The 13,437-nt window shown below is 33.2% G+C and carries 8 protein-coding genes and 2 pseudogenes; 3 read left to right on the top strand and 7 right to left on the bottom strand.

Annotation, left to right across the window (positions count from 1 at the left end; genetic code table 11):
• Window positions 1-282 precede the first annotated feature (282 nt).
• Together CDG60_RS09130 and CDG60_RS09125 are read left to right on the top strand one after the other, a co-directional pair.
• Window positions 283-2,157 (top strand): ATP-dependent nuclease, encoded by a 1,875-nt coding sequence (locus CDG60_RS09130; RefSeq protein WP_087514360.1) that lies wholly within the window; start codon window positions 283-285, stop codon window positions 2,155-2,157.
• Window positions 2,150-4,003, top strand: a complete 1,854-nt coding sequence (locus tag CDG60_RS09125) for a UvrD-helicase domain-containing protein (protein ID WP_087514359.1) — start codon at window positions 2,150-2,152, stop codon at window positions 4,001-4,003. Before CDG60_RS09130 ends, CDG60_RS09125 begins: the two co-directional genes overlap by 8 nt.
• Window positions 4,004-4,208: 205 nt before the next feature.
• Here the strand turns inward: CDG60_RS09125 and CDG60_RS09120 are convergent, their stop codons facing one another.
• Window positions 4,209-5,939, bottom strand: coding sequence for a hypothetical protein (locus CDG60_RS09120; RefSeq protein ID WP_087514358.1), 1,731 nt, complete (start codon window positions 5,937-5,939; stop codon window positions 4,209-4,211).
• Window positions 5,940-6,215: 276 nt separating this feature from the next.
• Window positions 6,216-6,992: a hypothetical protein gene (locus tag CDG60_RS09115; RefSeq protein WP_087514357.1), complete on the bottom strand. Its 777-nt coding sequence runs from the start codon at window positions 6,990-6,992 to the stop codon at window positions 6,216-6,218.
• Window positions 6,993-7,273: 281 nt separating this feature from the next.
• Between CDG60_RS09115 and relB the strand changes: the two genes are divergently transcribed.
• A complete protein-coding gene (relB, locus tag CDG60_RS09110; RefSeq protein ID WP_087514356.1) occupies window positions 7,274-7,459 on the top strand; it encodes a type II toxin-antitoxin system RelB family antitoxin in 186 nt (61 codons plus the stop codon).
• A 354-nt stretch (window positions 7,460-7,813) separates the two neighbouring features.
• Here relB and CDG60_RS09105 read toward each other — a convergent pair whose 3' ends face one another.
• From CDG60_RS09105 to CDG60_RS09085, 5 genes and pseudogenes are all read right to left on the bottom strand, one after another.
• Complete coding sequence (locus tag CDG60_RS09105) at window positions 7,814-8,251, bottom strand: hypothetical protein (protein WP_016656270.1); 438 nt, start codon at window positions 8,249-8,251, stop codon at window positions 7,814-7,816.
• Window position 8,252: 1 nt separating this feature from the next.
• A pseudogene (locus CDG60_RS09100) lies at window positions 8,253-9,335 on the bottom strand (hypothetical protein); the annotation flags it as partial.
• Between the two features lie 63 nt (window positions 9,336-9,398).
• Window positions 9,399-10,531, bottom strand: a protein-coding gene (locus CDG60_RS09095) for an IS3-like element ISAba14 family transposase (RefSeq protein ID WP_223155595.1) whose coding sequence is annotated in 2 segments (ribosomal slippage) — window positions 9,399-10,279 and window positions 10,279-10,531 — 1,134 coding nt in all. Because the reading frame shifts where the segments join, the coding sequence is not laid out codon by codon here.
• Between the two features lie 84 nt (window positions 10,532-10,615).
• Window positions 10,616-11,863, bottom strand: a pseudogene (locus tag CDG60_RS09090) (hypothetical protein); the annotation flags it as partial.
• On the bottom strand, window positions 11,853-13,436 hold the full coding sequence (locus CDG60_RS09085) for a site-specific integrase (protein WP_087514036.1): 1,584 nt from the start codon (window positions 13,434-13,436) through the stop codon (window positions 11,853-11,855). The pseudogene CDG60_RS09090 and the gene CDG60_RS09085, both read right to left, overlap by 11 nt.
• Between the last annotated feature and the right edge of the window lies 1 nt (window position 13,437).

The following is a 13,437-nucleotide window of genomic DNA, read 5'->3' as shown; positions in this document are numbered from 1 at the left end:
TGAACCTCGTTATGAATACATGATTTCCTACTAAAAAATATTAAGAATAGACTAAATTTGTCTAGGGGAGTGGTAGCAGTCCATTATCTAACTTAACGGTGTCTACAAAATTAGTAGCTATTCAGCCTAAAATCTTTGATTCACATCATTTCACGCAAAATACTGTCTTTTTTATATCGATAAAATCCAATGAATAACTCAATCTGAAGTTTTATTTACTTAGTCTTTTAGGAAGAAAATATGATATAAATTCCGTGTTTAATTAATACCTAGAGTAAAAGCATGTACTTACAAACCATAAAAATAAATAATTTTCGTATTTTTCAAAATTTTGAACTTGAGTTCAATAAGGGGCTAAACCTTCTAATAGGTGAAAATGACTCTGGCAAAACGGCTCTTATTGATGCGATCAGACTTGTACTAGATACAAACTCATCAGAGTGGACGAAATTTATACTTACTGATTTCCATGATGGGAAAAATATTCTCAATATTCAATTGAAATTTGCAGATCTTAGTATTGATGACCAAAGTATATTCCCAGAGCACATCACATATATCAAAAATACACAGCACCAATCTGAAGCATTTTTATACGTAAACCTAACCGCATCTATCAAACAATTAACCAATAAAGTTGGGCAATTTATTCAAACAGATATTAATTCTGGACAAAATGCTGAAGGACCTACCATAGAGAAAGCAGCTCGCATGTATCTTTCCACAACGTATTTAAAACCTTTACGTGATGTTGAAGGAGAATTATCAGCAGGTCGTGCATCTCGTTTATCTCAAATTTTAGCAAACCATGAAACATTAGGTGGAAATGATACGAATGTTGAGCGACTAATTCGTACTATGATTGCTGCAAATCAAGCAATAAAAGATGATGATGCGGTTCTAAATACAAGAGGCGAAATTCAAGATCTTTTAGATAAAATCACATTTCAAGATAAAAAATTCAACCCATCTTTAAATATGATTGGTAGTAAGGCATTCGATGACCTCAATGAAACAGAAAGGCATGCTCTTTTCCGAATAATTTTAGAAAGATTATCATTAGGTCTAGATCATACAGGTAGATCTCATGGTCTTGGATATAGCAACTTACTATTCATGGCAACAGAACTTATGTTGTTATCACAGAGTTCTGATGAATTTCCATTACTTCTCATAGAAGAACCAGAAGCTCACTTGCATCCACAACTTCAGATGAAGTTTCTTAAGTACTTAACTGAAAATAAACCAAATCTACAATGTATATTGTCTACCCATAGCCCTCACTTCGCATCTAAAGCACCTTTAGAAAATCTAATTATCATGAATAATGGAACTGCATTTCCTTTAAGAAAGGGGTGTACATTACTTGATTCAACTGATTATCCATTTTTAGAAAAATTTTTAGATGTTAGTAAAGCAAATATGTTTTTTGCTAAAGGTGTTTTAATTGTTGAGGGTGATGGCGAAAATATTCTTTTGCCTACTATCGCTGAGCTTCTAGATCGTTCTTTAGAAGATTATGGAGTTTCCTTAGTTAATGTTGGTAATCTTGCTTATAAACGCTATGCAAAGATCTATCGTAGAAATAATGGAACAGCAATACTTCCTATCAAAGTTGCATGTATTACAGATTTAGATATTTGGCCAATGAAAGCTGAGGAAAAAGATGAAAACCCATACGGATTTAAAAAGAGAAAACCTGATCTAGGTGGTCGGAAAAAAGGAAATATCAGATATTGGGAAGATTATTATGATGAAATTTCGCGTCTTATATACATAAATAATAAGAAAGAAATTGATGGAGATAATGTTAAAACTTTTGTCTCTAATGATTGGACCTTTGAATATTGCCTCTGTAAATATGGGCTCGCAGAGCATGTCTATTCCTCAATAAAAGAAACAGATGACCCCGAATTTTCATCTTTACCTACAGATGATGAAGAAAGGGCAATTCAAATATATGGCATGATTGAGCAAAAAAGCTCAGGGAAAACAGAAGCAACATATAAGTTAATGGGTTTATTAAAAACACAATATCAAGATAAACCCTTAGAACTTCAAAAAGTTCTCCCTTCTTATATTGTAGAAGCGATTGCACATGTAACAGAAGCCATACCTGCATTACCTGCAACTACGACTGGAGATACACATGATTAATATTACAGATGCGGATATTGATTTACTGGAAAGTGAAATGTCTCTTAAATTTGGTCATAGCCGTCGAGAAGCTTTAAGGAATTTTATTGATGTTCAAGCATGCCCTGGAGGGGGGAAAACAACATTAATTGCTGCCAAGCTTATTCTATTAGCAAAAAAATGGAATAATCCATATAAAGGCATTTGTGTTATTAGCCATACTAATGTTGCTAAAGATGAAATTATTGCTCGACTTGAGAAACATGAACAAGGCAGAACAATTTTATCCTACCCACACTTTATTGGAACCATCCAAGAATTTATTAATAGATACTTGGCTATACCATATTGCCGCCAGAATAATATATCTGTGAATCAAGTCGATGATGAGATTTGTACAAAAATTTTATCATTTCACATAACCCGAGGCACTAAAACTTATCTAAATAATAAACATGCAAGTATTTCTGATCTTCAATTTAAATTTATAAATAATGACTTAAATTTAAATGTTCCTGGGTTTACAAAAGAATCTACATCTTCATCCTATAAAAACCTATTCAGTGCAAAAAAAGTCTTAATAGACAAAGGTTTATTTTTCTATAGGGAAATGTATGAATTCGCAAGTGCGAATATATATGAGAATGCAGAAACAGCCTTATCTATAAGAAAAAGATTCCCTATTGTATTCATAGATGAAATGCAAGACACCAATAAATATCAAGATGATATATTAAGTATAATATTTGATCAAGATTCTAATCTTCAACGATTTGGGGATCCTGATCAAAGTATTTTCGAAAGTAGTAATGAACCTTTAAATACATCTTACAATGGAAGGAATCATCACAACATTACTGACTCTAATAGGTTTAACCAGACTATAGCCAATTTATCTTCTGGATTAAGTTATAATAGGTTAAGCTTAACATCAGCTATTACATCAAATTTTCAAAATACTATTTTTTTAATAGATAGTGCAAGTCAACATAAAGCTATTAATGCTTTCGCAAATCTATGCTCTAATCAGTTAACAGACTTTAAAAAAGATCCTATTAAAATTGTAGGTGCTATAGGAGCTAAAAATAACACCAATATATCTTTAGTTAATTACTTTCCAGAATTTAATAAATATAATTCATCATCAAATTATAGACCTGAAAGAATTATTTATTGTTTTAAACGAGATAATATTAATCAAAATTGGCATTCTAAAGAAATTTACAAATCCGTATTAGAAGGAATATGTTACTATGCAAAAATTAATAATAAAAAGATTACTATAGATACTGAAGAACAAGAGTTCAGCATTAATAGCATTAAAAAATACCTAAAAAAAGAATCAAAATTAAAAGATTTCAATAAATTATTTATATCTATATTAAGAGAAGAAAATTTAAATCAAGAATTTTGGGGTAGCTCAATTTCGCAAATGCTCCAGATTTTTAATCTAAATGGTTTATCAAAAATCCCAGAGTATCTTAGCTACGATGGACACCCCCCATCTGCACAAAGCAATAATGAAAATTGTGAACAAAATAAAATTTCTATTGAAATTAATAACAAAAATATAGAAATGGAAGTTGCAACTATACACAGCATTAAAGGTGAAACCCACGCTGCAACTCTGGTAGTTGAAACAACATTTGGAGGATCACATGATATTTCAAATGTATTCACTTACCTTGTACATCAACAACCTCCACAACCAAAACCACAGACAATTAAGTTTATGAAACAAATCTACGTCGCTATGACTCGCCCTAGACACCTTATTTGTTTGGCTGTACATAAAGATAAGATTGAAAACCATCTTTCTTTGGCTACACAAAAAGGTTGGAAAATAATTGATCTTACTGTGACTTAATTTTTTACTTTACCAAGCAATCACAGACTTGATTTTGGATTGATCATCAAGATAGTACTTAATATCATTATTTTAGTTTTTTCAATTAATTCGAAGTAGCAGCTACAGATATTGATTTCCATTAATGAGGTTTTTTCTTGGTTCACCCCAGTCATTCACACCTACACAATTTCAGTAGTAAATAGGTGTGTGGCTATAATCAAAACTATTCAGAAGTTGGCTCAGTAGGAGTTTCATTCAATGGTGGTAACAATATAGAATAGCAATTGATAGGTTGCTGTATGGAAATAAATTCGCTTTCGAACTTTCTTAGTGCTTGATGTTCAGGATAGCTTTCCACAGCCAAACTAACTAATTCCTTAGCTTTATCAAGGTCGTTATTAGCACGATACCTTTCCGCTAATTGGAGCAACATTCCAGATTCAAGAAGTTGAGGGCAACGGAAACTAAATTTATGGTCTCGTTCTTTGAAGTACTTCATTAAACAGGTATGATGATCTTCAATACTCCATTCTATTTCCATCTCTAGTATATTTCGAGTAACCAATACAGCAGAGCTTGGCTGGATTAAAAGATTTTCGTATCTTCCAATAAATTCTAGGCAATTTTCAATGCGGTCTCTTTCACCTACAAGACGATTATAAATGATGAATAGACAGAGGAAAGCAAGCTTATCTGCAATGTTGATTCTGTCAAAGTTGGTTTGCAATTCTGTCAACAAGTGGGATAAATCCGATAAAGGTTTATTTGAGTCATTTTCCCATAGGATTGCCAGTTGATTTAGAAAACCTTCAAATCGCTTGACCCCAGAACCTCTACTAAAATCGATTATATGTATCCAATATTGAGGTGCTAGGGAGACGGTCATTATATTACTACGTTCAAGGTTATAATTATAAGGTTCACTTGTAATAGTTTGCTGACGCATAATGAATTCAGTAATGATATGTCTTGCAAGTCGTGCTAAGCCTTGAATCGTTAACCATGTTTTATTATCGATTCTACAAGTGTCGGAATAGCCAGAATCACGATCTAAGGGTTTTGGTAGTTTTTGTGACGTATGTACGTATTTGGATCTAGCAAGATATGCATTGGACAATGCTGTAGGCAAATCAAAACGAGTTATCGGATGAGTTACAGCGTCAGATTCTTCTCTAAAGAATGAAGGTTTGATGTGGTTGATGGCAAAAGCTTGAAAACGTTTGCCTAACGATACATGTTCAATTCCTAAAATTGCATTACGTACACGTTCAGCAAGGGCTTCTTCAGCACCAGTTAAAGCCTCATCTATAATTCTTCTTTTTTTTTCCTCATAGTCATTCCACGTTGCTTGATGTCCATCAAATTCTTGAGCAAGAGATTCGATTGAAGCAACTAGAAGGGTATACGCTAGTTCAAAGTTATCTGCTATACGATGTATCCCAGTCACATAAGTTCGGATAGCATTCATTACTGTTAAGAATGTTTTGCGGTTCAAACCATGCAATTGCCGGGTGAAATTGATTAAGTGTTGTTTGTGGCTTTCCTGACAGTAGATGACTTTATCGAAGGTTTGATTTACTACTTTATTAGGGACAGTATGAGTGCTTGTGCCCATTTCATCACTGAGTAATCTTTCAATCAGTGAATAACTTGGTGAAGCTATGCAATTTAAAGCGAAGGAGAGTATAGCTGAGAAATCACTTATAAAAGATGCAATGCCATGGGAAGCCATAAAACCCGGTCCATCACTATCAGGAAGGGCTTCGATAAGCTCCGTGTATGTGAAAATTAGAACGTTCGAATTATGAAAGGTTGACGTTCCCTCAATTGATCCCGTATCAGTTTCAATATGATCTTCAGCCATAAGGTGTAAATTTGAGTAGATGACACCTTTTAACTTATTGTGATATTCGACATCTCTCGTAAAGAGTTTACCTGAACCAATTTGAAGCACTGATGATTTCCTATTGTTAGATAAATTTTTGAATGATCGAAATATTTTCGATAAAATCAAGTGAATATATGAATATTATTAGAATGAAGGTCGAGAAACAACTTCAATTCATCAAGCTGCTATAGTCATTTCCGTAGCTTAAAAGGATAGGTGAGGTTGAGCATGTAACCAAAAATGAATTTCAGAGACCTATTTCAATTGATGCAATTCACTCTCACCATCATGAGATAAGCAAATAACATCAGATATTTGTTCAATATAAAATGAGAATAAACTTTATTTATATTTAAGTAAGGTGAATTTACGCTTTTTAATCACTTTAAATGGCTTTTTATTGCTATTAATTGGTTGAGTAGTTGCTGTTTTCACAACTTTGGGAATAGCAATTGGAATATCTTGCTTAATCAGTTTAGCCTCTCCATTCTTAATTTTGACATAAATTTTATGTACAGTAGTATTATGCTCTTTGATTAATTCATTCTTACTCACGCATTCTTTATATAGCTTTCTGAATGATCTCACAAAATCTTTCACTGTAGATAAAAGTTCATCTTCATCTATATGTATATCTGTCAATGCTTGAGGTATAATTTCTTTTTTTATTTCAATAAAATGTAAAGGAAATTTTGCAACAATTTTAGGGGTGGCGAGGGTTATAAAATCATATCCATGATAGTGAATGATTGCATATTTTGTCTGTACTTTTGAAGGATGTTGGATGTAGCCTTGAACAACAACTTCCCCTTGATTTAACAGTTTGTTTAAATAGAAATCCTTGGTCTGATTTTCTACAAATGCAGTTTTTCTGTATAATTTAATTAAATCGTTGAGTTCTTGTTTTTTATTTTTGTCATTTTCCGTAATAAGCTCTAATTTTTGGCTCGATTGAATGAATAATGCATGATGATATTGTGCAAGTTTAGATGTCCAAATCAGAATTTGAGCAAGATTTTCAGGCATAGTAATAGGAATATTGCTCAAATCAAGTCTTTTCATAAGAGTAAGTTCCTCTTGATTAAACTCTTTTTGTAACAAACTTGTGTAAGTTAACATGATCGCACCCGTATTTTTGAATAACCCTTCATCTATAATTTTATCCTAAACAACCATATCCCTAAACTCATCTACAGATCTAACTTAGGACAGAATTTTTGCAATTTCTTAAGCCATTCTTTTAAATGTAACTAATTTTACTGATAGGCAGATATTGGTATAATGCTGAGGAGAGGCGGAAAATTATTGTTGTTAATGTCTCATAATGAAATTTATGCAATTGACGGGTGTCTTCTTAAAAGCCTGTTAAAGTATGTTTACCTGGTAAATGAGATAAGCACATGAATATCATTTTTGACCCTATTGTGTCTGAATTTGATAGTTCCGAACACGAAGCAGCATACAATGCATGGTTTAGAGCTAAAATAGAAAAAGCATGTGCTGACCCACGGTCAGCGATGCCACACGACCAAGTCGTTGCACGCCTAAAAAAGCGTCGTGAAAAACGAGAAGCAAAAGACTACTAGTTTCAAGAAGTACTCTGATTACCGCAAGATTTTCTGTGATTTACTCGATACTGGTGAGTCTTGGTATTAATCGAGTTTATCACTTGATGCGATGCAAGGAATTGAAATCTCAAGGTGGTTCATCAAGGTATTCAATGAACTTCTGACCTGTTGCCCAAGCCAATTTACGGTTAGGTATTATGAACTAACTCCTTTGATTAGCTCTAAAATTAGGAATCAATCAATCGCCAGGAATCGGCATTACTAACAACAATTGATCGAAGCTATTTAGAGCGATTTGAAGAGGGAGAGGTCAATGCTGCTATTGGAAAATTTTACCAAATCACACAAAGGTTTAATGTTGATCCAAAAATATTACTCCTGTGATAAATATTTTTTGAGAAGATGAGGAGCTAATAGATGATCCACTTTCAAGTTACTTCTAAGCTTTACTTCCTCAATGATATTTATAAGTGTTTCTGTATTCTGATTAAGCTGTGACTCTAAATCATCAATTTGTGTGCGTAGATTTTTATTGGTATCCGTAAGAGCCTGTCTTGTCTTTCTATTCACATAAAGTTGCTGCTCTTTAGTTTTCAGATGCAGTGGAGAAATTTGCTCAGATACATACAGCGATATAAGCTTCTTCCGCTCAACAGAACTCAAAGTACTTAGCCCACCTGATATATAGCCCTTAGCTGTTAGACGACTATGAAGAGCTTTATGCGAAATAGGAGATTTTTCAAAACCTTCAACCAACATCATTTGTAATTCTTGTTCAATGACTTCATCTAATTGCTTACCACGTAACATATCAGGCTTCCTTAGACTCAATTTTTTGTTGTTCGATGGCGAACAGTTCACTCAATGTAGTTGGTAACTTAGTAATCGCATCTCCATAAGGAAAAACGGGAATGGGAATTAAACTATTTTGTCTATCAAGTGCTTTTGTCTTTAAATTACTTAAATAAAGTATTTTTTGACGTAAATCCTCAAGCATTTCTCTATATGATAAATCATGAGCTACGATTTGCTCTATTTGTGCAAACTTATCTAGTAATTCATTCAAAGTATGTTGTAAGGCTTCTAATTCACCTTTACGGCCAGTTAAAGCAAAGTTTCCACATTGATCACCAGATTGGCATGCAAGACGTTTAGGGCAATCATGTACAGCGACTTCACGCATGCATCCACCAAAAGGCAAGGGGTGTAAACAAGCATGGCGTTGAACTAATGAGTTGGCTAATGATTGATCTTCGTTAACCAACTCGTTAAATGACTCTGCGATATCTTGAAAATATTCATCAAAGAAAGATTCCTTTACATAACTAGCTACTTCATTTTTGGAATCGAATGTCTGTAAATTCATCTTTAAATTATTTTCTAAATCCAATTGGTCTGAAAAGTACATTAATCCATCAATTTTAATAGAATCAATTGGATAGTCCGGCTTGAGTTCTTGTTTATCATTTTCATAAAGTACCAATTCATGTTTTTCTAGCAAACTAGCTGTGACTTTACGTTGTTTTAATGCCAAGTGTTGATAATATTGATTTTGCTTAATGTCTACACGCCCCATTAGCATTGCTTGAAGGTGTTCAGCTAAACCACTGAGAGCGAGAAAAGTATTGATGTTGTGCCGTGGAATATGACTTGTAAGCTTTGAATGTTCTGTTTCATTCTCAAGTAAATTATATTTTTCAAAAACAGACTTACTTAAGGAATTTCCAAAAAAACTATTTATTAATATCCCATTAAGAGGAATGATGTTTGTTTTATTGATGAAAGCTCTTTGTAGGGTAGCAGATCTAAACTCATGAATAAAAAGTAAATCTTCATAAGCGATTTTTTCCGTTTTTCCTTCATAATTAAAAACTTGATCGATAGGATATTCAGAATAGAGGTGGTCCCACTTGTTTGAACAACTAAAAGCGTATTTATAAGTGATATTCCGCTCTAGTTAAGCCACCTTGTTTTGTTGGGGTAGCTGATCATAGTAAAACTCATTTGGTGTCATTTTGTCTAGACTCGAATGAGGTCGTTTCAAATTATAAAACTCAAAATATGCACTTAATTGCTTTTTCGCATCTGTGACACTGCTATAAGCTTTGAGATACACCTCTTCATATTTAACGCTCCGCCATAATCGTTCAACCATCACATTATCTACCCATCGACCTTTACCATCCATACTGATTTGAATGCCATTTGATTTCAATACATCAATAAATGCATCACTGGTAAACTGGCTGCCTTGGTCTGTATTAAATATTTCAGGTCGACCATATTTTTCAATCGCTTCATTTAAAGCCGAAATACAAAAATCCACCTCCATACTAATCGATACCCTATGCGCAAGTACCTTGCGGCTATGCCAATCAATCACAGCACATAAATAAACAAAGCCTTTTGCCATAGGGATATACGTTATATCCGTAGACCACACTTGATTACTGCGCTGAATAGCCAACCCTTTGAGCAGATATGGATATTTACGGTGAGCTTGATTAGCCTGGCTTAAATTTGGTTTGCAATATAACGCCTGAATACCCATTTTCTTCATTAAAGTACGTGTATGACGTCGTCCTATATGATGTCCTTGACGATTCAACAAATCACGCATCATACGACTGCCTGCAAAAGGATATTGCATATGTAATTCATCAATACATCGCATCAGCTTCAGATCTGATGCACTCACAGGTTTTGGGCGATAGTAATAACAACCACGGGAGACTTTCAGCAGCTTAGCTTGCTTAGATACTGAAATCTGAAGTGAGTCGTCGATTAACTTTTGTGGTTGAAGCGGCCCAGTTTCTTCAACACACCTTCTAAAAAATCAATTTCTAATGCCTGCTCACCGATTTTTGCATGTAGTTTTTTTAGATCGATGGGTGGTTCTGTTGGAGCTTTTGATTGATCGAAAGCTTGCGAGGAAGCTGAGATCAATTGATTTTTCCAGTCAATAATTTGGTTTTGATGAACATCAAACTCAGCACTCAATTCAGCAAGTGTTTTTTCTGCTTTAATCGCAGCAAGTGCTACCTTAGCTTTAAAATCATTTGAATGATTTCTTCTTGGTCTACGTGCCATAAAATACTCCATATATTGATGTTTATAACATCATTTGAGGAGCAGAATATCACTTATAGGAGTTGTTCAAATTTACGGATCCATCTCTGAATCATAACTGGCCAGACTTTTCACAAATTCGTTAATTTCATTTTTCAAGTAATATTTCTTTACGTCTCTACCTTGTTTATATTCTTTCCACATTGGGATGTTCTTAAGAGTTTTTATTATGACTTCGCGCTTTCCAGCATGCCCCCTATAAGTATCTTTTACTCCAAAAACTGTATCTATAAGATCATCAATTTCAACATAATCTTCTGGAATATCGTCAATTTTTTTTGGTAAAAAATCTGAGCAATTTTTTGATCTAATATAATGAAGATGTTCTCTATATTCTTTGCTAAGTTCTAACACAGATTGAAATATTGTCTCAACTAAATTTGCAGACAAGGGCTCAACCCAATGTATTCTAAATCCAGCTCCTTTTGCCCCATGATATTGAATTCCCAAAGTGTATTGCTTTTTACCATCTAAAGTTAGATGTTCTTTGGTTACTGGATCAAGAATAGGTTGTTTGATCAATGCATCTGTTTTTAGAAGGATTGCTTCTGTTGAACGTAAACCAGTGACGATGAGTAGTAATAAAAGATTTAGAACAATCTTTTCACCATTTGTTTCACACAAATTAATTAAGGACACAATATTGATAAATGTACGAATTGAAATCAGTTTCTCTTTATCAAGATCATCTTCATCAAGTTCCAATTGATCTATTAAAGCTTTTGTTTTCTTGGCATTTGGGGTTCTATTCTGGCGGTTTATATATAGGTATTTTTGAGAAAATTCTAATGGTTGTTCAGTAAAACCGTAATGATTTAACATCTCCTGTAATCTAAGGTATGTACCAGCATGATCAGGAAGATTCGTTTTACTCGAATTTTCTGCCAAAATTTCAAAAGACTTATTTAATATTAATGTAGATAACTGACAGGGATGTATGCTCTCAATGTTTTCAGTATATAGTGCGCTGTACCAACGTTTTAAAATTAGAAATTCTGCATAAAGTTTCTGCGGAGATGCTTTAGAATTAGACTTTCGGTAACTAAGGATTAGTACTGATTTAATGAACTCTTGAAAAATTGGATCAATGATATTGTTTTCAATACCTTTTAATTTTTTAATCGTGCCAAAAGTAAAATGTGTTTTGCCACTTCTGGACAACAGCCATCCTGATCCAATCGTACCACCATACCAAGATGAATCATTCCAATTCCATTTAAAATTAGACTGTAATTTCTGATTAAAGTAATCTCTTTGCTCGTCAATAAAAACATTATATTTTTCAATGTTCATGAATATCATCCTTGTGTAATGCACAACGAGCTATTACAGATTCAATTTCGAATTTAGTTGACTCATGCACTCGAATCAATGGATTTCTAGACACACCAATCCCATCTGATAGCTTAATAAGATCATTGATTTCACTTTGTATGCTTTCTACAACATGATTATGGTTAGCATCTATAAAAGGATGAAAGTACATGCAACCATAGCAATTGCGAACTGGTTGAAATAAACACTTGTCTTCGTAGGAGCACCCACCAATATCGTAATGAATTTTGCTACCAATATTTCCTAACACTTTTTTCTGAAGCCAATCTTTCTTATAAACTAGTCTTCCAGTCAGGAGCATAGCGATCATTTGTCTATACAGAGAATTTTTACCAAGTGCCTGTGCTCTAATTTGAGCAAGCTCAGGAGTAGAAAAAATATAATGTCTAGCTGTCACAACAGAAGAATGACCTAAGATATAGGCAATTTCCTCAGCTGAAGAACCTGCCATTGCCAAACTATAGCCAACATGATGCCTAAAATCAGAAAAGGAGTACTTTTGCTGTATCATTTCACCAGAAAGAACAGCTTCTTTGTATGCTTTGGGAGCAAAATCAAATAATTGTGTATTAATAGCTTTTAAACAAAACCGTGCTGATCTTTTTCCCATGTCAAATAGTTTATCTTTAGGATTTAATTTAAATCTTTCGATATAAGTAAAAATAATCTCAGCGACTTCTTCTGGTAATTTTATTGCTATTTTTTCATGTACATATCTTGCTTGTTTTGCATAGGGTATTTGTACGCTGTAGCGATGAAAGTGATCTACAGGACGTGTAGTATCTATTTTTATATCGCCAGCAGATAACTTGGCCAATTGTACAGGTCTAAGACCAGTTACATACACCAAACCAAGTATTGATGAGTAAAGTAGTGTTCGTTTATCGATACCCTGAAAATCATCTTTGATAGCTTGGTTTAACTTGATAAAACCTTGTTGAATCATTGAAATTAAAGGGGAATCTATCGTATCTTCATATTCCTGATAGAATAAATTTGAATTAAATGACTTAGGTCTAGGAATAAATTCCAGTTCAAAATCATCCTCTATATCAAAGAGCGGAAAATCTTCTAGGACTAGAAGCTTCAATAGAAATTTAATATGAGAATAATCTTTGCTATAGTTCTTTTGTGGAGCAATTTCAATCAAAATGTTTTTTAAATTTTCATAACTAAATTTTAAATTATTTTTTTTCAAATAATTGATTAAAAAAATAAATGTATAAAATTTTGTGCTTAAAAAAGATGGTGTATTTTTCTGAATAAAGGCTATCAGAAAAAACTTAACCAACACAGTCTCACTTTCGGAAAATCTTGAAAAGTCTAAATTTTCTATCTGACCAGAATAATAAAATTGCCAAATATTATTTGTTGGATTGATGAACTTATCGTCAAATTTATCTGCAACTAAAAATTTAACAATTTTTGGTATTTTTTTACTCAGATTCTGAAGATCCATTATCTGTTGATCATTAAAAACTGATTCAGAATGTTGTTCCTGAAAATCTTCAAAAAGATCAAATTGCTCCATT

It is taken from the genome of Acinetobacter chinensis (assembly GCF_002165375.2).
Classification (GTDB): Bacteria; Pseudomonadota; Gammaproteobacteria; order Pseudomonadales; family Moraxellaceae; genus Acinetobacter; species Acinetobacter chinensis.
Note: the sequence above shows the minus strand (reverse complement) of the source record. Positions and strands in the feature narration are given on the sequence as shown.

Bases quoted from the DNA above. Each gene is read 5' to 3' on its own strand.
- CDG60_RS09130 (WP_087514360.1), top strand. From the start codon at position 283: ATGTACTTACAAACCATAAAAATAAATAATTTTCGTATTTTTCAAAAT.
- CDG60_RS09125 (WP_087514359.1), top strand. From the start codon at position 2,150: ATGATTAATATTACAGATGCGGATATTGATTTACTGGAAAGTGAAATG.
- CDG60_RS09115 (WP_087514357.1), bottom strand. From the start codon at position 6,992: ATGTTAACTTACACAAGTTTGTTACAAAAAGAGTTTAATCAAGAGGAA.
- relB (WP_087514356.1), top strand. From the start codon at position 7,274: ATGAATATCATTTTTGACCCTATTGTGTCTGAATTTGATAGTTCCGAA.
- CDG60_RS09105 (WP_016656270.1), bottom strand. From the start codon at position 8,251: ATGTTACGTGGTAAGCAATTAGATGAAGTCATTGAACAAGAATTACAA.
- CDG60_RS09085 (WP_087514036.1), bottom strand. From the start codon at position 13,436: ATGGAGCAATTTGATCTTTTTGAAGATTTTCAGGAACAACATTCTGAA.